The sequence below is a fragment of the Enterococcus sp. DIV0756 genome (assembly GCF_051710745.1).
Lineage (GTDB): Bacteria > Bacillota > Bacilli > Lactobacillales > Enterococcaceae > Enterococcus_A.
This window is the reverse complement of record NZ_JBIOLF010000001.1, coordinates 534,770-554,809: the sequence shown is the minus strand read 5'-3', so window position 1 is coordinate 554,809 and position 20,040 is coordinate 534,770. Positions and strand designations below refer to the sequence as shown.

General features: G+C 39.2%; 18 protein-coding genes. 5 read left to right on the top strand and 13 right to left on the bottom strand.

All coding sequences use genetic code 11. From position 1 onward, the window contains the following. On the bottom strand, positions 1-693 hold the full coding sequence (locus tag IGI44_RS02675; protein ID WP_438786234.1) for an aspartate/glutamate racemase family protein: 693 nt from the start codon (positions 691-693) through the stop codon (positions 1-3). A 130-nt stretch (positions 694-823) separates the two neighbouring features. Between IGI44_RS02675 and IGI44_RS02670 the strand changes: the two genes are divergently transcribed. The 3 genes from IGI44_RS02670 to IGI44_RS02660 all read left to right on the top strand — a co-directional run bounded on the left by IGI44_RS02670 (position 824) and on the right by IGI44_RS02660 (position 3,178). Beyond that, complete coding sequence (locus IGI44_RS02670) at positions 824-1,672, top strand: helix-turn-helix domain-containing protein (RefSeq protein WP_438786233.1); 849 nt, start codon at positions 824-826, stop codon at positions 1,670-1,672. Positions 1,673-1,775: 103 nt separating this feature from the next. Then, the gene (locus IGI44_RS02665) at positions 1,776-2,543 is read left to right on the top strand and encodes an LPXTG cell wall anchor domain-containing protein (protein ID WP_438786232.1); all 768 of its coding nucleotides are present in this window, start codon (positions 1,776-1,778) and stop codon (positions 2,541-2,543) included. Further along, complete coding sequence (locus IGI44_RS02660; RefSeq protein ID WP_438786230.1) at positions 2,540-3,178, top strand: CPBP family intramembrane glutamic endopeptidase; 639 nt, start codon at positions 2,540-2,542, stop codon at positions 3,176-3,178. Before IGI44_RS02665 ends, IGI44_RS02660 begins: the two co-directional genes overlap by 4 nt. Before the next feature lie 107 nt (positions 3,179-3,285). Here the strand turns inward: IGI44_RS02660 and IGI44_RS02655 are convergent, their stop codons facing one another. From IGI44_RS02655 to srlA, 8 genes are all read right to left on the bottom strand, one after another. Continuing rightward, positions 3,286-4,107: a class I SAM-dependent methyltransferase gene (locus tag IGI44_RS02655; RefSeq protein WP_438786229.1), complete on the bottom strand. Its 822-nt coding sequence runs from the start codon at positions 4,105-4,107 to the stop codon at positions 3,286-3,288. 337 nt (positions 4,108-4,444) lie between these two features. Further along, complete coding sequence (locus tag IGI44_RS02650) at positions 4,445-5,554, bottom strand: hypothetical protein (protein WP_438786227.1); 1,110 nt, start codon at positions 5,552-5,554, stop codon at positions 4,445-4,447. A gap of 202 nt (positions 5,555-5,756) precedes the next feature. Beyond that, complete coding sequence (locus tag IGI44_RS02645; RefSeq protein WP_438786226.1) at positions 5,757-6,590, bottom strand: class II aldolase; 834 nt, start codon at positions 6,588-6,590, stop codon at positions 5,757-5,759. 55 nt (positions 6,591-6,645) lie between these two features. Next, positions 6,646-7,320 carry a triose-phosphate isomerase gene (locus IGI44_RS02640; RefSeq protein ID WP_438786225.1) on the bottom strand — a complete coding sequence of 225 codons (675 nt, stop codon included), beginning with the start codon at positions 7,318-7,320 and terminating at the stop codon, positions 6,646-6,648. Beyond that, positions 7,310-8,788, bottom strand: coding sequence for a xylulokinase (locus tag IGI44_RS02635; RefSeq protein WP_438786223.1), 1,479 nt, complete (start codon positions 8,786-8,788; stop codon positions 7,310-7,312). The genes IGI44_RS02640 and IGI44_RS02635 overlap by 11 nt, the downstream gene beginning before the upstream one ends. Positions 8,789-8,792: 4 nt before the next feature. Continuing rightward, positions 8,793-9,161, bottom strand: a complete 369-nt coding sequence (locus IGI44_RS02630) for a transcriptional regulator GutM (protein WP_438786222.1) — start codon at positions 9,159-9,161, stop codon at positions 8,793-8,795. A gap of 18 nt (positions 9,162-9,179) precedes the next feature. Then, positions 9,180-10,190 (bottom strand): PTS glucitol/sorbitol transporter subunit IIB, encoded by a 1,011-nt coding sequence (gene srlE / locus IGI44_RS02625; protein ID WP_438786220.1) that lies wholly within the window; start codon positions 10,188-10,190, stop codon positions 9,180-9,182. A 43-nt stretch (positions 10,191-10,233) separates the two neighbouring features. After that, a complete protein-coding gene (srlA, locus tag IGI44_RS02620; RefSeq protein ID WP_438786219.1) occupies positions 10,234-10,761 on the bottom strand; it encodes a PTS glucitol/sorbitol transporter subunit IIC in 528 nt (175 codons plus the stop codon). A 176-nt stretch (positions 10,762-10,937) separates the two neighbouring features. On the opposite strand from srlA, the gene IGI44_RS02615 reads away from it, so the two are divergent. Together IGI44_RS02615 and IGI44_RS02610 are read left to right on the top strand one after the other, a co-directional pair. After that, positions 10,938-11,300: a PTS glucitol/sorbitol transporter subunit IIA gene (locus tag IGI44_RS02615; RefSeq protein ID WP_438786217.1), complete on the top strand. Its 363-nt coding sequence runs from the start codon at positions 10,938-10,940 to the stop codon at positions 11,298-11,300. Positions 11,301-11,444: 144 nt separating this feature from the next. Next, positions 11,445-12,179, top strand: a complete 735-nt coding sequence (locus IGI44_RS02610) for a GntR family transcriptional regulator (protein ID WP_438786216.1) — start codon at positions 11,445-11,447, stop codon at positions 12,177-12,179. Positions 12,180-12,216: 37 nt separating this feature from the next. On the opposite strand, the gene IGI44_RS02605 is transcribed toward IGI44_RS02610, so the two are convergent. The 4 genes from IGI44_RS02605 to IGI44_RS02590 form a co-directional block, all read right to left on the bottom strand. After that, positions 12,217-12,867, bottom strand: coding sequence for a DUF998 domain-containing protein (locus IGI44_RS02605; RefSeq protein ID WP_438786215.1), 651 nt, complete (start codon positions 12,865-12,867; stop codon positions 12,217-12,219). 80 nt (positions 12,868-12,947) lie between these two features. After that, entirely contained in the window at positions 12,948-13,679 is a 732-nt protein-coding gene (locus IGI44_RS02600) for an AAA family ATPase (RefSeq protein ID WP_438786213.1), read from the bottom strand. A 131-nt stretch (positions 13,680-13,810) separates the two neighbouring features. Continuing rightward, a complete protein-coding gene (locus tag IGI44_RS02595) occupies positions 13,811-14,119 on the bottom strand; it encodes a DUF2089 family protein (protein WP_438786212.1) in 309 nt (102 codons plus the stop codon). Between the two features lie 25 nt (positions 14,120-14,144). Beyond that, a complete protein-coding gene (locus IGI44_RS02590; protein ID WP_438786210.1) occupies positions 14,145-20,039 on the bottom strand; it encodes a Spy0128 family protein in 5,895 nt (1,964 codons plus the stop codon). Position 20,040 lies beyond the last annotated feature (1 nt).

Below are 20,040 nucleotides of genomic sequence, written 5' to 3'. Positions count from 1 at the left end.
TTATTCTGACAACGCGTATTCAACGGCTTTTTGAGAATGGATTTCCGTCGTGTCAAAGACGGGAAGCGTAACATCCGCCTGCTGGATCAGCAGACCGATTTCCGTACAGCCTAAGATGACACCTTCCACTCCAGCTTCCAGTGCTTTCTGGATCACCCCAAGAAATTTTTCCTTTGATTCTGCCGAAATCTTTCCCTGACACAATTCAGCAAAAATAATTTGATTGACGGTCTCAATATCGGCGGCATTCGGAATCCAGACATCAATCCCGCTATCAATGATTTTTTGTTTATAAAAGTCTTGCGTCATTGTATATTTCGTTCCCAACAATGCAATCTTTTTGATTTGTTTCGCTTGCAGCTCTGCAATTGTCGCATCTGCAATATGCAGGATCGGGATGGATAAATACTCGGCAATTTGTGGCGCAACCTTGTGCATCGTATTCGTACAAATCAACAGAAAATCAGCCCCTGCTTGTTCTAATCTTAGTGCCTCTTTCCCAAGAACCTCTCCGCTTTTCTCCCATTCATTAGCGGTCTGATAGTTTTCAATCTCTTCAAAATCAACACTTGCCAGTTTGATTTTCGCCGAATGCAGGCCTCCTAATTGTTGATTCACTAATTCATTGATTCGGGTATAGTACGTGACCGTACTTTCCCAGCTCATGCCGCCCAATAAACCGATTGTTTTCATCTTGCACCTCGTTTTCTTTTCATTATAGCAAGAAACAAAAGAGAACTCGACCTTTCTACTAAACATCTAGAACCAGTTTTCAATCGAGATATGCTATGCTAACGGCAATAATAGGAGAGTTGGTGAACCCATGTATCATGGTGAAGTGGTAAGAAAAATTCGGCTCAGCAAGGGACTGACCCAAAAAGAAGTCTATCTCGGTATCGTTTCAAAATCCTATGCGATTGAATTTGAAAAAGGCAATCATAGTATCTCAGCTACTTTGCTGTTAGATATTTTAGAGCGCCTTTCACTAGATATGGATGAGTTTATTTATATTAGTCAGGACTATCGGTTGAATGAGCAGGCCAATTATATTTTTCGTTACTCCAATTACAGCAATAACCATGATCTTCCCGCCCTTTACCAGCTATTCCATGAGCTGAAGGAACAACAAGGAGCCATCGCTACTGTTCATGCAGCAGAGGTTCGCTCTCGTATTCGGATCATTGAAGCGACTAATCGAACAGGTAGCTATACTGCTGATGTCGTTTTACCAGAGGACAAGGCGACAATCATTCAGTATCTGACGAACCTGCAAACTTGGACGTTGCAGGAAATTCAATTATTTGCCAATACATTGGAATTCATTGACGGAGAGAAGCAATTAATTTTCTTCAAACAGCTTTCAAAGTCTTTAGAACTCTATAAAAATTATGATCGTGGCAGAGAGATTTTTTGCAGTCTATTAGTGAATCTAATTCGGGAAACGCTTGATGAAAACCAGTTAGATTACGCGGAAGTATTGATCGAGCAGTTATTCCTGTTAAGTACCGAGTATAAGGAATTCTTCCATCGACTGTGTGCAAAATTCTTTAGTTATGTCCTCCAGATAAAACGAGGTCACCCAAAGGAACAAAAAGAATGTGAACGTCTCTTGGCACTTCTCTATGAATTGGACCATCAAACTCTTGCGAAAGAACTAGAGTCTCTTTTGTAAAAAATGGTCCAGTATACAAGACCTAATCAAAAAAATATATTTTCCTGTGATACAACTAACAAGTATCAAAAAACTGTTACAGCAACAGGAAAGGATTTTTGAGATGAACACTACTAAACAAAAAATCGCTCTTTATTTTGGACTTACACTTTCACTAATCGGTGCCTCACCGCTCCGTGCTTTTTGCAGCACAACAGAAACGTCTGAACCAGCAACACAAAAATATGTCATAAACGGCGTACTTTACGAAAGTGATAAAACAAATGACGCGAACCACCTAAACTTACATAACAATAACAGTGAGAGCTTAAATCTTTATCGCGATGGCAAACGTTGGTATAGTGATAACGGTGAAGTAACCCCTGAACCTTATACCGAACCAACGACAGTCCCTGAAAGCACTTCTTTTTCTGACGTATCAACAAAAATACCGACAAACACTACCACATCAAGCGTAGAAACACTTGAGGGGAGCTCAACTACACTAGAACCAATAATAAAAGATGGGTCTGTCAATAAATCAGAAACACGTGTGATCGAAACACTACCCAACAACGAATCACCTGCCAAGCAAGTCATACAGGATACAGAAAAAGTACCCGAACTAAAAAACGAATCAGCGACTCTCCCCGAAAAAAACAGTACGGGCGTAACAACGGAAAAACCGTATGCTGATTCCACTGAGAATTTAAATGTAAGTCATCCGACCCAATCGGAAACGCCAGTATTTTCTGACAATAAACGGCTTCCTAAAACAGGCTCATCAACTCATCAAAGCTTATTTTTAACAATCTCTGGTATCATCCTTTTCTTATCCGCTCTATTTTTATTCAAAAAAACAAACGAACCTTTTGTAGGAGGAAAAAAATGACGAAACAATTGAATTATTCCAAGGTCCTATTCGCAACCCTTTTAGTGGGCATTGGTTTTTACCTCGTTAGTAACGCAAACCACTTTATTTCTATTCCATATATTGGCTACTTTTCTTTATTGATTTTTGGCTCGATTGCCTATAGCCTCGTCTTTGGTTTTAACGCATATGAAAAACTGTATCAAAAACCAGTGAAATTTTGGAAAAACTTTATCAAGTATTTCCTACTCACCCAAGTTTTTTCTTTCGTCTTAAGTATAGTGATTGTTGCAATCACTCATACTCATAAAGGCAACCCTGTAGCAAGTAATCCGATTTGGTTCTTCTTCTTGATTATGCCTTTCGCATTGATTGGCGAAGAGCTGTTTAGTATTTATTTCTATAATTTATTCAAAGTGAAGGTTTCTCCCTTAGTAGCGAATATCCTTGCTAGTATTATCTTTGGCCTGATACATTACTGGACTTATTTCAACGGTTCTGTCGTATTGACCATCTTTCAAGTGATTGTACTCCAAGGTTCTGCTAGATTTTGGTTTAATCGAAGTTATGAACAATCCAATTCTATTCTTACTAGTTTTGCTGTTCATTACTTTTTCGACCTTGTTGGTTTTATGCTTTCCATCCTCCTTCATTAATCACTCTTACTAAAATAATTGGTGATATCTTTGACCTTGTCTTAAACAAGAGCCGAATGTATCACCAATTTCTTTGTTATGTTGTTTATCACTACCTCGAAGAAAAACTATTTTTCAACGACGAAACAAATGGTTTCCGAATCTTCTGTAAATGATCTTCCCCGAATGTCATCAAATACTTCATTCTTCGTAAAACCAACCGCCTGCAATTCTGCCAATACTTCTTCTCGATTAAAAACAGTCTCCCAAATGAAGAATTCCTTGATCAAATCGGGATAAATCAAATAATGCTGATCCAAATAGGTCCTAGTTCCAGAATAATCCTTCTGCGCCGATAAATGTAGACAAAGATCCTTTGTCCAAAAATTATTCTCTTCCAGTTTCCAATCACTTGTTGCTTCAAAATCCGCATATTTTTTGGGGGTGAACACATCAAAAATGAAACGACCACCCTTTTTCAACGCACCGTAGGCTTTTTCGAATACATATTGACGATCTTTTGGTGAAAAGACACCTAGATCACAATAGATTAGGACGATCAGATCATACTCGTTCCCTAAATCCGTATTCAAATAATCGCCACATTGATAATCGATCACATATCCTTTTTCTTTGGCAGATCGTTTGGCATAATCAATACTCAATGACGAAAAATCAATCCCTTTAACTCGATAGCCAGCCTGGTAAAACCGTTCAGCATAAATTCCCGGTCCACAGCCCAAATCCAGCAGCCTTGGAAAATCCTGAGCTGGAAATTTTTGCGTCAGCCACTTCATGGACTGATCAAGATAGTTGGCATTTCTGGTGGCTCCGTCAAATTCAGTATCTAAGTGGGCGGCCAACATTTGCGGTGCTAAATGGACATCTAACCAGATTGAATCCTTGCTTTGACTAAAAATTGCTACATCCTTTTTAATGAATTCCATCATTTTCTATTCCTCTTTCTCACTGACGACAATCCAACAGACAACAAAAAAACATGAAAAAGCTCTGCACACCAAATAAACTGTCTTTTCTTGCGAAAATTTTCAGTTTATTCAATGTCAGAATGCTTTTCCACGTTTCACTAAAATCCTTTAATTACGGAATGACTAGTGCGCCGGACCAAAATCGCCCCTTATCTACTATTTGTGATTGTCGTCATGATTAGTTTAGCATACTTGCAAAAGCAATGTGAACGCTTTTTTTGATGAAGCCTATCTTTACCAGCACCTGAAAAAAACAAAAAGCAAGACCAATCCTCTAGCAAGAATTGGTCTTACAGATTTATGCTGCCGTTTGCATGGATTGGTTCAAGGCTTCTTCAAGCTGTTTGTATTGTTCATCAGTCAAGTATGGTTTATAGGTACGTTTGATTTGATCAATTTGATCTTGATTAAATTGACCTCCGCCTCTTCTAATTGCATCTAATAACTCATTGAAGTCTTCCTCTGAAACCAACGATTCGTTCTTCTGAGCATCATCTAAGATTTTTTGGAACTCCGCCATTGAGATCGTATCAGCTGATTTTGGCAATGTAATTTTTTTCTTAGAGTCTTTAGCCTGACTGTTCATCGTCAAATCCATCGAAACTGTATTATCATCGTTTTTTGCAGTGATTTTCATGGTGGTCTTCTGTGTGTGTTTTTTTGTATTTAAGGTTGTTGTTTGTTCATATTTAGTCAGATCATCAAGATTTTTTTCCAGCTCTTTAACGGCCTTCTTGTCTTCCTTACTGCCATTCTCTTTGGCATAGTCAATATAGCCTTTGATATCCTTCTTTGTAAAGGTACGTTTGATTGTGTCATCCTTTTTCTCAAAAGAATCAGCATCTAACGTATTCAGATACTTCCCTAAGAACTCCCAATCAAAGTTTTCATAGGCAAAACTTGTATCCGTCTTGCTATTGGCGCTCTTCTTCATATCCTCTTCAGTCATTCGAACATATTTGCCTTCTAGCTTTTCAATTTCTTTCGCATCAAAAGTCATTTCTGCATTGAATTCCTTCATGATATTCACTGTTTCTGTCATAAAACCAGTACTTAAGTACATTGTTTTTTTCTTCTGATCCATAAAGAAATCCATCGGTATCTTCTGACCTAGAACATCAATGTTCATGTCCATCGCAATCCGTTTTTTCTCGCTATCCTTTAAATAATTGCCTGAAATTTTCGTTCCGCTGATCATTTTTGCGCCTAAATCCATCGAAGCACGAGTCCGTGCATCTTCACTCTCACCCGCAATCGTCAGCTTATCAATCACGAGCGAATAAGTACCAGCATTCATTTCACTTTGCTTCGCTAATTCCGCTGTAAACTCCTCCTGCGGCTTCTGTTTACACCCAGCAAAAAGCACCAACGCGAATGCAGCTACCATAACCAATTTCAACTTTTTCATTTTTTTCTCCCCCACTATAGAATGACTATATTTTCTGACTATTCTTTTCTCCATCATATAGGTACGGATTCGTTAACACAAATATTTTTAGTCAAAATATAAATTTTTTTCGCTAAAATAAAATAAATTTTTTTGATTTTAATTAATCGAACATTGAAAAAAAAGCCAACAAACTTATTCGTTTGCTGACTTATTTATCGGATTATTTATTTAGTTCTTTGATTTTTTCTACTGTTTTCTTCTGAACTGAATTTTTAGCATCTGTCAGAACTGCGATTAAATTGGCTTCGGTGTGATTGCTATCATAGGCATGGCCAATACTCTGAATATAACTTTGGCGTAATTCACTAGCCACATTTATTTTAACGACATTATAATTTTTCATTTTCTGTAAATCGCTTGAAGGAATCCCGGACCCGCCATGAATCACTAGAGGAACGGGTGATTCTTCAGCAATTTCCGCCAACAAGTCAAAATCAATCCGCGGTTCCTCATCCATCCCATGGACATTACCAACAGAGACCGCCAAGAGGTCACAGCCAGTTCGTTCCACAAACTCTTTTACCTGCTTCGGATCTGTTTTACAATCTGCTTCACTGACATGATCATCCTCTTTTCCTTTGATCGCACCAAGCTCGGCTTCGACTGGAACACCATAGGCTTTGGCAAAATCTACGGCTTCTTTGGTATAACGAATATTTTCTTCAAAATCAAACTCGGCACCATCAATCATTACGGAATTGAATCCTGCACGTACCGCCGCTTTAAAATCCGCCATTTTCTTTCCATGGTCTAAATGCAATGCAACAGGCGTGTCCATGAATTGAGCTTGACGCTCGACCATTTCCACAATTCCTTCATAACCTGCTAGTCCAATGTTGGAAGGAGCAATTTGGATAAAACTAGGAATTTTAGTTTCTTCAATCGCTTCTAAGATTCCCACTGTTGTCTCTAAATTGGTCGTATTGAAGGCGCCGCCCATTACCTGTTTTTCTTGAATAAATGCAACTAACAAACTACCATCTACTAATGGCATTTTTTTTCACGCTCCTTTTTCATTTAAACGTTGAACTGACATCCGTTACCTATAATTATTTCAACGCTCCTAATAGATCGGACAGCAACTCATCTTTATTCTCGGCTAATGCCAAAGTACTAGATATCCCTGTTCCTTGCGCACCTAGTCGGATCAACCGACGAACATCTGCGCCACAGGTAATTCCAGCACCTTCCATAATCAAGATATCTGGATTTACTTTTCGAACAGCGGCTATCGTATCCGCGATATATTTCTCATCGCTCAATGTTCCTGTCCCCACTAAATGGTTCGGTTCGCAAAGGATGATATCCGGATCAAGGATGGCTATCGCAGTCGCTTCTTCTGGCGTATCTGCACAGACAATGGTAATGATCCCCAATTCCTTCGCGCGCAGAATCGTCGTGCTCAATTCTTTTATTGTTAACTGATTTTCCATATGATTTAAAAATGTTGCTTGCACGCCATTTTCTTTGAGGGATTCCAGAATTGTCCTCCCCATTCCTCTTCCTAACCCGTTAGCATCCGCCGTTTGTGCAGTTACAATGACATGTTCTGTATTCTGAACAATATTTACCAATTCTGTAGCTGGTGCTACAAAAAAGATCGAAGAATGATGTTCCTTTGCATATTGATCGGTCAATTTTGCTAGTTCTAGCAACTCATTACCAACTAAATAAGACTTAGGGCTAACTGTGAAAAAGGGAGGAGTTATTGCTTCACGCTTCATTTTTTTGCTCCTTTCCTTTTTTAATCAACGCATCTGAATAAGCGATAAATGTTTGATACTGTTCTTGATATTTTTTTACCAATAGTTCTTCAGGCTCAAATTCCTGTACCTCATCCGGCAAGACCGGAAACTCTTGATGACTGTGATAATACCCCAGCATCGCCGCACCGCAGCTTGCTTCGCGATTCGCACGATTAACTTGGATCACACAGTTCAGTACATTCGCAAATATCTGCGGCCAAATCTGGCTTTTGGCCCCGCCGCCCATCAGCAAGCACTTTTCGTTTGTTTGCAACGGACGCATTTGCTGTAACAACCGCTTGATTGCAAAGGCAGTTCCTTCATAAATGGCTAGTGAAAAATCATCTTGCTGACTATTAAAATCGATACCAAGGAATGCCCCAGATAGTTCACTCGCTTTAAATAAGGTTTTATCTCCAGTTAAATAAGGAAAGAAAATCACGTGGTTCTCACCTAATCTGGTTGCTAGCCTTGCTTCAAATTGTGTAATATCCTGATGAATGACTTTATCCGACCACCACTCAATCACCTTCGCACCGCTTTGCAATGCTCCTTGTGTGATAACGCGTTGATCATCTTTGGCGATTTTTGCTAAAATATTTTTTCCAGTGGTGAGCCATTCATTGTGTGTATTCGATAGGATCACGACTCCCGATGTTCCTAAAGAGATGATCGGCCGTTGGGTTGGCTGGCTTTGATTCGCGATTGCCGAAGCGACATTATCTCCGGTCCCAACGACAACAGGAATTAATTCCTTTCCCTCAATACCTAGCATTGATAAGTTCAAATACCCCGCCCGATTGGACGCATACTCAACCCTTGGGAAAAAATGTCCTGAAAGATTAAACGCGGACAGAACTTCCTCAGACCATTCTTCTGCAATCACATCGTATAAACTGCTAGTTGATGCGTCACAATAATCTGTGCAGAGCTCCCCGGTAAGAATAAAGCGAACGTAATCTTTAGTGATCAAGATTTTTCCCAATTGCTCATAATGGTCAGATTCAAATTCCTTCAACCAAATCAGATTCGCTAACGGGCTGCCTGTCGAAACAATGTTTAAGATATTTTCGGTTTGCGGGGTTCTTGGCAAAGCCTTTTTGATTTCCGCCACCACATCAATTGTCCGCTTATCATTCCACATAATTGCAGGACGTAATGGTTGATGCGCCTTATCGAGAAATACGGTCGTATGCATCTGCCCTGTGATGCCGATTGCTTTTACTTTCTGATACGGAAGAATGGAAAAAATCTCGCTTAACTGTTCAAGTACGATCGTTCGCCAAACAGTCGGATCAATTTCCGTCCAGCCATTCTCATAGATGGCGTACTGATACTTCTTGCCAACTTGATAACTTATATTGAAGGTTTCATCGTATACCACTGTTTTTATCGAGGTGGTCCCGATATCGATGCCAATATAATATTCTGAGTTAGAATCCTTCATCGTCTCAGCCCCGTTGTTCTTGGATTTTGTTTAGAGACAATTTTAGCGCCTCATAGAATTTGTCTCCATTCATTACTTCCAACGCAGAGTCTACACCACAGCCGATGAGCTCAGATTTTTGTCTGAAGTTGGAAAACGTCGTCCAGCCATATAAATACTGACAATCGGTAATCCTTCCATCAACATCCGTAACAATAATAATCATTACTTTTCTGAAGAAATTAACTTTGCTTATACCTGTACCTAAATATCCAGTAAAATTTTGCTTCAATTCACTTAGCTTGCCATTAACCTTCTTCCAATGAAAATAAGAGGAAATCGTTCCTAGCAGCCAGACCAGAATGATTATAAATAGAATCTTTATTTCGCCCATTATTCTCGCTCCTATCTTCTATAAACCAAATGAAGCAAAGTAAGCAATCACAATTGCCAAAGGTCCTGTCAATAATTTTCCAATCAGAAAAGCGGGTACGCCGTTCTCAATCGTTTCAGGTTTTGCTTCCATTAAGGTCAAACCAACTGGGGCAAAATCAGAACCTACCTGACAATTCACCGCATATAATGCTGGTAAAGCATAATGGGCCGGAATCGATCCTGAAGCAATTTGATTCCCAATTAATAAGCTGATAACTGACGCAATGATCGCTCCTGGACAAATCAATGGCGATAGGAATGGAATACTACAAAACAGACCAATCGCGATCAATCCCCAAATACTCCCAGCTAACGGTGACAATAAATTCGCAATAACATCCGCAAAGCCTGTGTAGTTGATGATTCCAATTAGAACAGAGACAAACAGCATGAAAGGAATAATATTTCGAATAAGTGTATCAACCGTGTCGCGCGCCGCCTGATAGATGACGTTGATCACATTCCCAACCGTCACACCGACTTTATTAATAGCATCCATCATGCCATTGCTTTTCGTTTTATTCGCCTCATACTTTTCACGAGCTTCCTTCGTGATACTTTTCTTTGGTCCTGTATTTTCTTTCTGAGTATTTGCTTGAGCTGTAGTCGCTTCTTCACCTTCAGCGGCTAAAGCAATACTTGCTGGTGTTACACCAGAAACAAAGATATCTTCCGTAATATATTTTGCTAACGGTCCAGATGGTGAACCTAATTTCACATTAACAGTTGGAATTCCTAATTTCGGATACGTTCCGCAACGAGCGATCCCTGCACAGTCAATCACGGCACAAAATGCTTCATTCGTATCAATTGGATTGGTAAATTGATCAACTACCGTTGCACCAGATAACTCTGCGATTCGCTCCGCTACTGGATTGATCCCGCCTGTGGTCACACTGATCACATATTTCTTTTCATCAGTAGGTGTCACAACTAAAGGGCCACCCCAACCACCATTGCCATGAGAGATTTTTATCGTATTAAACATGTCTTTTCCTCCCTATTTCTCTATTCCTTTTTTAAATTTCTAACTAGGAAATTTCCGCTGTTCTTTTAGCTGCAAATCGTTTGGCTAACTGCTCAGTCACGATCCCTCGAATCAAACAAATGACAAAACCTGTTAATAAGAAGCGAATGGCTAAATCACTTTGATTCCCAACTGACGCGAACCCTCCAGAAACCCCTAACCAAACAAACAATTCTGAAGAATTAGCATGGGGGAATAATCCCGTGATTGGATGCAGCATCGAAACAGTCGAGTCGTAGAATCCTGCCTTGTATTCTTCCTCTAGAAAAGTTCCAAAGGTATAGCACATTGGATTCGTCAGAAAGAAACAAGCCAAAAAGGGAATAACTGTGTATCTCAAAAGTGTGAAGCGCGTCATCTTCTTCATAAAACCAAAGACTCGTTCTTCGCCGATAAATTGAATAAGAGCATTAACAAAAAGAATCAAACACGCAATCAGCGGAATCATTCCTCCAACGAATGAAGTGAATTGATCTGCCCCCGCTTGAAACAAACCAGTAAAGTGTTCTGCGATATTAATCAAAAAATCCATAATAAATCTTCCTTTCCCTAATTAATTGGTCATTCTTTAAAGCTAAAATATCCCCCTTTACTTGACGGTACTAAAAACAATTTGTTACTATACATATATAAACGTCTATAATGGTATAGTAATAGGAACGCTTTCATTTGTCAACAGGATTTCAAAAATTATTAGGAGGAATAACAATGAAAATCTTTGAAACGAAGGTCATTGCGATCGGACAGGATGCTGAGGATTTTAAACAAGAGAACATGCTGCTATTTTTTGGAGAAGATGCGCCACCTGAATTAAGCGATTTTTGCTATAAAATTATCATCGCGCCTATTCAAGAAAAGATAACCCCCGAGATGGTTCTTTGCTTTAACGACGAAAAATATACAATAACAGCTGTAGGTGAGGTTGCAGAAGAAAATCTGCGGCAACTCGGTCATATCACAGTGAATTTTGATGGCGCAACGACTAGTGAAATGCCAGGAACGATCTATGTTGAACAGAAAACGCTTCCTGATATCAAGATTGGAGATACTGTTTCTATCTTAAGAAAGTAATGTAGTAACAAAAATCGGACCTATTAGCAAAAAACGAATGTCATTTAGTTCCATTTCAAAGAAATTATTCCTACATATCGCAGGTAAAATTGGATATAATGAGATCAAGAACTTTTCGACTAAGGGTTAGGAGAATTTGATTTTATGGAAATCGATAAGAATTCATTAGTACCAATTTATGAGCAAGTGATGGATTATATTAAGAAGAAGATTGAAAAAGGCGAATGGAAAAAGGGCGATAAAATTTCTACAGAAAAAGATCTCATGGAACTTTTCGATGTGAGTCGCGGTACGATCAAAAAGGCGATCTCTTTATTAGTAGAAGAAAAGGTTTTAACCCAAAAGCAAGGCAAAGGGACCTTTGTCATTGATGAAAACATCAGCTTTCCTTTAGCGGAAGGGTTGATCTCCTTCTCTGAATCAATGAAGAGCCAAGGAATTGATTTTGAAACAGAATTGATCAATCTAGAAAAAAAGAAGGCAGACAAAAAAATTGCCGCGCAGTTAAAAATCAACGTAGGCGACGACTATCTTTTTATTGAACGAACACGGACAGTCCATGATGAAGTGGTCATGTTTATCCAGAACAATATCAATATCCAATTAGCACCTAATATCGATGCTGCTGATTATGCCCATGAAAGTCTTTTTAATATAGTAGAAAAATACAGTGAACATAAGGTCGCCTATAGCGAAACCTCTTTTGCTGCTGTTCCTTCTACCAAGACGATTTCAAAACTACTTCATATCGAAGAAAATTCTCCGTTACTTTATCAAGAACAGCTGGTCCATCTTGAAGATGACTCGATCATCGAGCTGGGAAGAGTTTGGCTTAAGTCGAATAAATTCTATGTAGGAAGTATTTTGCAACGAGCTTAAATTCAATCAAAAATCCTGTAAACAGAGCGCTACACGCTTATCTGTTTACAGGATTTTTTTTGATCTGGCTCCACGCAAAACGAACAATCGGCAAATAATTAAATATAAAACTAATTCGCTGCCAAAGGCCTAATTGTCGAAAGACGGTAAGTTGATTCAACTGAGGAATACGAGCCAAGCCATAGATTGCGGCAACCGCCAAGCTTAAAAGCAACAAAATCAAGTAGTGCCGACTCTCCCAACGATAGCCTCGCTTCTTATAAATCAAATATAGAAATAAAGGAAAAAGTAAAAAGCCCGCATAGCCGATTCCTGAACCTAGGTTGTGTACCCAAGTAGAAAAATTCCACTGCGCCTCAGCGGAGTCAATACTAAACAAGCCGGTAAAAATACAATCTCCAATGCCATACGAACCAATTGCGATGGTCGTTAAGCCTGCTAGCATTTTCGAAGTGTTTTTCAAAGTCGTGTAAATTGCCGGCAAAGATAGCGTGTAGAAACTCCCTGCAACGACTGACCAGATCAAAAAGGCCTGACGAACAGGACTTCCTACCTCTCCAAATAAGCTCATTACAGCAGTCAACTGATTGAGTTTCGGATAAAAGATTCCCAAAACGTAAGGTGTCAAAAAATCAGCGATTACCGCGATTAATAAAAAGTGGAAGCCATATTTCTTCATAAAGCGCACTTTGTTCATCCTCCTGTTTTCTAGCTAAGACCATTCTAGCATTGAAGGTCTCATTCGAAAAAAGAAAGCCGTTGGATCGATCAATCCAGTAGATAATGCAGCATGCGCTTATAATCATCATAAAAGAGTTTTGTTTCTTTAAAGGCAAGGGTGTCTTCCAGTGGTAATTCTTCTAAACCATCCTCTGAAAACTGATAGATCAGCGCATTTGGATAGGCCATCAGGATCGGAGAATGGGTGGCGATAATCAATTGACTGCCTGCTTTTACTAAGCAGTGGATTTCCCGCAGCAGCGTATATTGGCGGCTCGTCGCTAAACCGGCCTCCGGCTCATCCAAAAGATAAAAGCCTTCTTTGCCAAACCGATTTTCAATGATCGATAGTAATCCTTCTCCATGCGAGCGGGTGTGTAGAGATTTACCACCATAGGAAGCAAAGGCCACTTCACCGTCATCTTCAGCCATGTACTCCAGTTCCGAAGCAACATTGTAGTAAGTTTCTGAACGTAAGAAAAACTTTGTCTTGGGAAGGTTCCCTTTTCTAACTAAACGTACATTTTCGTGCAGTCCTGAGTGGCTTGCCATTGTTTGAAAATTAAAATTCTGACTACCACCCTCTGGATTGATTCCATAGGCAACGGCGATCGCTTCTAGGATCGTTGACTTTCCCGTCCCATTATCGCCAGATAGAAAAGTAACTGGCTGATCAAAGCTCAGACTTCCCTTGCGAAAAATTTCTTGAACCGCAAAAACATCAAAAGGATAGCTAATTTTTTCAGGAAAATTAGTCAATTTTAGTTCGTGAACAAACACCTCACTACCTCCCAGCATCTTTATCTTATAGTCATTCCATCATACCTTAATTATTCTGGGAATAGAACGTTCATTCTTGCAAAAAAGACTTTGGATCACTTCATTTGCTGAAATGATCCAAAGTCTTCGTGTTAATCAACAATCAAACAATTTAATGACTTGCCATATTCTTGTACAACAGTATCCGCAATGTCTTGATCAATTTTTCCTTCTTTTTCTAATTGCTGGATCAATTGAATAATCTTGTCATTTTCTTTCCGTTCACTGATTCTGATTTTTTGAATTAACTTGTCCAACTGCTTCCGCAACGTTGGGTAACTAGTTGAATAAATTTTTGACAGTTCTTTAATTGATCCAGAAGAAAGGATAAAGAATTTAATAAACTCAAATTCCTCTTCATTCAATTCTGAAATCCAATTTGGCTCTTCGCTAGTTTTCATGGCTACCTCTTTTCTGCTAAATAAGCTATACTTTTTTTCGTTTTCCAAAAATGACTAATCCAAACATCGCTAGGAAGAACAGCCCTAAAACGATCAAGCCTTTGCTTTGCATGCTTCCTGTCGCTGGCAAGCGTTTGGCAGTTGCTGAACTTGTTCCTGAAGCATTTCGATAAGTCGTTTGAACATTGGTGGTTTTACTGCTAGAGTTTCCTGTCTTAGGCAGATTAAGTGGATCGTTTTCTTGATTGATTTCATTTTTACTTGGCTGACTATTTTTCACAGAAAATTTAATTGGTGTTTCATCGATTAAATAGCCTTTTGGTGCTTTCGTTTCAATGATTTGATAGTCGCCATCTGCCAATCCTTTAATGAAAATCGAACCGTCTTCGCCAGTAACAATTTTCTCTTTACCTGCAACAGGTTGTCCTTTATCATCGACTAACTTGAATTCAGCGTTGGCTAATGTCCGGCCAGTTTTACTATCGATTTTCTTCAATAAAATCTCACCAGTCGGTACTTTCTTTTCTGGTGTATAGATATTTTTAAAGATTGGACTCTCACCAGCTTTGACATTTTCATAGGTTACTGTTGCTTCTAAGTTCCCCGCTTTATCCTCTACTTTGACGATTACTTTATATTCTGTATCGTCGTAAGTGATGCCCGTTTCTTTGTCCGCTGGAATTACTTCAGATAAGTTATATTCATAGGTACCGGCTTTGTCGAATTCAATTTGATCGAAAGTCACAAGACCATCTGCCGTATTTTGTTTCGTCTGTTCGACGCCTTCTCCTTTTAGCATAAAGCTGAACTCGTTCGCTTTTAATTCCCGACCGCTCAGTTCTTTCTTCGCTTCTAACTGGATGTTAGTTGGCAGAGCTTTGTATACGTTCTTGAAGACTGGCACTTCGCCGGTTTTGACGTTTTCGTATACGGCTTTCGCTTCTAGCTGTCCACCTTTGTCTTCGACTTTTACCGTGACTTTGTATTGTGTTTCATCGTAAGTGATGCCCGTTGCTTTTTCTGTTGGAACAGCCTCTGAAATAGTGTACTCGTAGGTTCCAACTTTTTCATAAGCAATTTGGTCGAAGGTTACTTTTCCAGCTTTGTCATTTTTCTTCGTTTGATCGACATTGTCGCCTTTTAAGTTGAAGCTGAACTCGTCCGCTTTTAATTCACGACCGCTTAGTTCCTTCTTCGCTTCTAATTGGATGTTTGTTGGTAAAGCTTTGTATACGTTCTTGAAGACTGGCACTTCGCCAGCTTTGACATTTTCGTATACGGCTTTCGCTTCTAGCTGTCCACCTTTGTCTTCGACTTTTACCGTGACTTTGTATTGCGTTTCATCGTAAGTGATACCCGTTTCTTTGTCTGTTGGAACAGCCTCTGAAATGGTGTATTCATAGGTTCCAGCTTTGTCGTGAGCAATCTGGTCGAAGGTTACTTTTCCAGCTTTGTCATTTTTCTTCATTTGATCGACATTGTCGCCTTTTAAGTTGAAGCTGAACTCGTCCGCTTTTAATTCACGCCCGCTTAATTCTTTCTTCGCTTCTAATTGGATACTTCCTGGTAGTGCTTTATAGATATTCTTGAAGACTGGAACTTCGCCGGCTTTGACGTTTTCGTACACGGCTGTCGCTTCTAGTTGTCCAGCTTTCTCTTCTACTGTTACAGTGACTTTATATTGCGTTTCATCGTAAGTAATACCTGTTGCTTTTTCTGCTGGAATCGCCTCTGAAATCGTGTATTCGTAGGTACCAGCTTTGTCATAGTCGATCTGAGCAAATTTGACTTGGCCATCGTCATCATTTTTTACCGTTTGATTGACGCCATCACCTTTCAGACTGAAGCTGAATTCTTGATTTTCCAACGGACGTCCGGATAATTCTTTCTGTGCGGTTAGCTCAAGACTTGTAGGTAAAGCTTTATACACGTTTTTAAAGATCGGGACCTTCCCAGTTTCAATGTCTTCGTATACCGCGTTTGCTTTTAGCTTGCCATCTTTTTCCTCTACTGTCACCGTGACTTTATACTTCGTTTCGTCATAGGTCATGCCCGTTTCTTTTTCTGCATCGGAAGGAATAACTTCCGAAATCGTATACGTAAAGGTTCCTTCTTTGTCGTATGTGATCTTATCAAAGGTTATTTTACCATCTGCGGTGTTTTCCTTTGTTTGATCTACTTTGTCTTCATTACCCTTTAAATTGAAGCTGAAGTCATTCTCTTTTAACGTACGGCCATCCAAAAGCTTTTCTGCTTCTAGTGTAATGTCTGCTACTCCGCTTATTTTCTTTTTATTTTCTAAAGTAAATGTGTGGGTTTGCTTATTGGAATCAATCGTAAATTCATATAAGGTATCGTCTTTTATATAGCCATCCGGAGCGGTCACTTCCCGAATCGCATAGGCACCGTATCGTAAATTACTTAATTGTTCAATTGAACTTCCATCACTCGTTACAATTTTATTATTCTTCACTTCAAGATTTGGAATGAATATTTCATAAGCACCTTCAGCGTTTTTACGATAAATATCGAAAAAGGCTGAATCATTGATCGGATTTTTTCCGCTGCTATCAATTTTATGAATGATCAATGCGCCATTCACACCGCTTGAGGTACCAGAACCATCTGTGTTTTTTACAACTACTTCCTCAGTTACTTGATGAATCTCTGTTTTACCGCCGCTAAGTTTTACATCATTCGTGATTTTTTCGCTATTCATAATCCCTGGGTCTAATTTTGTTTGGTACTCAATGATATAAGGTTCATTAATATACTCTTCAAACTCAATTTTTAGACTTTGGGTTCCTTTGATCGAATCCGTCATTAGCGTAGCTCCACTTCCTGGTGGAAATGACACTTCTTCTCCTTTATCAAAGTTATTCCCGTTTTTGATTGCTTTAAAAACCTTCACGACGACTTGATTATTTTCATCTAAAATGAATGTTTGCTGATTCAATTTTACTGTGTCCGTAATTGTTGCATTGTGAATCTTCTTAGAATCCTTATTGATGATTACTCGCCAATCAACCAATCGATTGTTTGCAACATTTTGAAGGCCTTCTTTAGACAACCACTCTTCCTTAGTAGACACGTTTACCTCCGCATCAGCAGAGACGATCTTTTCACTGTCCTCATTTTGCATTTCTGCATAATTTCGATACCTGTAAATATCTTCATCCGCATCTACCGCAACCGCAACCGACAATGTCTTGTCCGTCTCCTTAAGAAGTGTGATAACGATATCTCCATTGACTAATTCATAATCGTAATCTGATCCTTGCTCCAATTTTTTTCCATAGCTTTCTGTAAAATCACCATCACGACTAAGGGTCGTTTCGTAAATCGCCAAATCTCGAAAAACTTGTCCTTCACCTAACGTATCAATAATTTTGTAGTTTTCCGGAATCTTATCCTTGAATAAATTGAATTTAGCGATCCAGTAAACACTGTCTTCGGGAGCAGTCGCCTCCTCGAAAATATTCGTGAAGTTCAAATTATTCTTATTCAGAAATTTTTTCATAGCAGCATGGACATCTTCTCCTTTTTCAACAAAGAAGCCACCTTTATCCGCATTCTTCAACCAATTATTACTAACCCATTGCTCGGCCTGATCACCTACTTTATGTGCATCGCCGTTTTCATCCTGATACTCAGCAAACAATGTATTGCTGAAGCGATTTCCAGCTACTGACGGAAACTTCCCTGAGTCTTTTAGCTCATTTTGCTTGTTAATATCAAATTTTGTTTTGTAGGTCATCATTAATTTTTCGGTGATCGTGTTCTTAAAAGTGATCTTAAAGCCTGATTCCAGCGTCTCAGAAGTCCCTGGTATCTGCCTTGTTAAAATCTCGACCTCATAATCGGTTCCTAGTTTCAACGTCGTGCCTGAGACTGTTTTAATCACTAATTCGTCTTTAATCAATGTTAACGCACTTACATTACTTCCATTGGCCATTTCATATAAATCGGTAATGACAAGATTATTAATCGTTTTACCAGCTTTATTAATCTCAGCGCTCCAAGCCAAGATCATCTTATCTACATCTTTATTCTCTGCGTCGACAGCTTTATCCACGCCAATTCCTATTTCTGGAGTAACTGTTCCGCCTGCACTGCCTTCACTTTTATTTCCATCATCATCAACAGTCATATAATTGTCGATTTTGGTATCTGACAAAGTGGGCTTGGCCAGTTTAGTTTTATACGTGATTATATAAGTGCCTGCATCTTTAAAGCTTATTTCAAAAGCCACGGTTTGTCCTGCGCTATTTTCAGTAGTACTTTTAAGTTCCCACCGATCCTTCGCTACCGTGGAACCATCTTGTTTATTGACAACCTCGACACTCTCTTTTACAAGGTAGTGCAATGCGCCCTCTGCATCCATTCCGGCATAAGTCTTATCCGACAGCAAACCACCTGCTTTTGTAAAGCTAGTCGATAATTCCCAAGATATTTCTCCTTTTTGGGGATCATAGCTGATAAAACGTTTGTAGTTGTCCACGCCTTTAAAACTTACTGTAGCTGAAGCGTCCTTTTCTAAAAATTCACTTCCTGTAATTTTGGCAGTATTGGTATATGTGTCAATCGTAGGCTTCTTTTGATCAATGTATGCACTAATCGAAATTCTAACTGGGTCAGTGATCGTATCATTAAAAGTAAAGGTCTGAGCAACCGGATTATACGTATACAGATTAGCTGTCTCTTCCCATTGCCCATTTTTGAAAAGCCATCCTTTAGACGCAATATACCCCAGCCCTTCAGGCATTACATCGGTCACCACGACCTTCGTCAAAGTTTTAGAATTCTTATTAAAATCAATTTCCCAGTTCACCGTACTGTTATTGTTGATTTTACCGGATTTCGAGATGTCAATTTGGAAGATGGGAACAACGATAACAATTTCTTTGTCTTGTCCGTCCTTAATCCCCGTTTCGATCTCAACTTCCTTTTCTGTGGTATTCACGTTAAGAGAGGTATTTAATTCAATTATCCCTTGGCGATTCGATCGGTCCGCTGCATTTTGGTTAAAGATGACCTTCAGGATTCCATTTGTGTCTAACTGGAATCTTCCCAAATCCTGGTTCCCATTTTCAAGTGGTCGATCTACAGCGTTATGGACAGCAAACGTATCGGGAAGTTTGTATTCGTAGTAATCGCCATCGAGAATTTCAACAGTATTTAGTAATGACCAATCAATATGAATGTTGATGGTGTCATTGTATTTTGCTGGATTCTCATCTGTAAATGGATTACCATTTTTATCCGTTATGATAATATTATCGAATAATTTTACGTTTCTTTCGTTTAGATTATTGTTATGAGCCCTTGGTTGCATAGCCGCTTGAATAGTTGAATCTGCTTCATTGCGTTCCGTTTCGGCAACAGGATCTGCTGCTGGATCAGTCTTTTTGTCGTAGTAAAGTGTCGAAACCAGATTGTCTCCGAAATCCACATTTTCTGTTTCCAAATCTTCTGCTGTTGTTTCTGCAGTCAGCTCTAATGCCCCTTCATAAAATTTGGCACTGGAAAAATCCGGAGCGCGTCCATCAGCTGTTTCCTGATAATTTTTATTGAATTGAAAGATTAACTGCTGATTGCTGACCTGATAACTCCCCATCTCACCTAAACTGCCGGATTGATCTGAATACTTCAGATTTTCCGGCAAAGCAACCGCCACCATCGTTCCTTCATCAATCAAGGTCGCCTGAGCTAATGACCAACTAAGTTTCGTTTTTACAATTTGATTATGCTTTATGCGATTGTTCTCCGTGACTTCTCGATCTTCTGTATCCGTAATCTCCACTTGGTTGATTACGACATCAGTGTTCTCAATCGTCTCAGCAACGACCGACATTGGAAACATGCCGATCAGCATTCCGAAAATCGCTGTTAACGACCACAATTTTTTTAATTCATTCATC

Coding starts and splice junctions, on each gene's coding strand:
- IGI44_RS02645 (WP_438786226.1), bottom strand. CDS start 6,590: ATGCCATTAGTAGATGGTAGTTTGTTAGTTGCATTTATTCAAGAAAAA.
- IGI44_RS02655 (WP_438786229.1), bottom strand. CDS start 4,107: ATGATGGAATTCATTAAAAAGGATGTAGCAATTTTTAGTCAAAGCAAG.
- IGI44_RS02630 (WP_438786222.1), bottom strand. CDS start 9,161: ATGGGCGAAATAAAGATTCTATTTATAATCATTCTGGTCTGGCTGCTA.
- IGI44_RS02640 (WP_438786225.1), bottom strand. CDS start 7,320: ATGAAGCGTGAAGCAATAACTCCTCCCTTTTTCACAGTTAGCCCTAAG.
- IGI44_RS02615 (WP_438786217.1), top strand. CDS start 10,938: ATGAAAATCTTTGAAACGAAGGTCATTGCGATCGGACAGGATGCTGAG.
- IGI44_RS02595 (WP_438786212.1), bottom strand. CDS start 14,119: ATGAAAACTAGCGAAGAGCCAAATTGGATTTCAGAATTGAATGAAGAG.
- IGI44_RS02670 (WP_438786233.1), top strand. CDS start 824: ATGTATCATGGTGAAGTGGTAAGAAAAATTCGGCTCAGCAAGGGACTG.
- srlA (WP_438786219.1), bottom strand. CDS start 10,761: ATGGATTTTTTGATTAATATCGCAGAACACTTTACTGGTTTGTTTCAA.
- IGI44_RS02590 (WP_438786210.1), bottom strand. CDS start 20,039: ATGAATGAATTAAAAAAATTGTGGTCGTTAACAGCGATTTTCGGAATG.
- IGI44_RS02650 (WP_438786227.1), bottom strand. CDS start 5,554: ATGAAAAAGTTGAAATTGGTTATGGTAGCTGCATTCGCGTTGGTGCTT.
- srlE (WP_438786220.1), bottom strand. CDS start 10,190: ATGTTTAATACGATAAAAATCTCTCATGGCAATGGTGGTTGGGGTGGC.
- IGI44_RS02610 (WP_438786216.1), top strand. CDS start 11,445: ATGGAAATCGATAAGAATTCATTAGTACCAATTTATGAGCAAGTGATG.
- IGI44_RS02635 (WP_438786223.1), bottom strand. CDS start 8,788: ATGAAGGATTCTAACTCAGAATATTATATTGGCATCGATATCGGGACC.
- IGI44_RS02665 (WP_438786232.1), top strand. CDS start 1,776: ATGAACACTACTAAACAAAAAATCGCTCTTTATTTTGGACTTACACTT.
- IGI44_RS02660 (WP_438786230.1), top strand. CDS start 2,540: ATGACGAAACAATTGAATTATTCCAAGGTCCTATTCGCAACCCTTTTA.
- IGI44_RS02675 (WP_438786234.1), bottom strand. CDS start 693: ATGAAAACAATCGGTTTATTGGGCGGCATGAGCTGGGAAAGTACGGTC.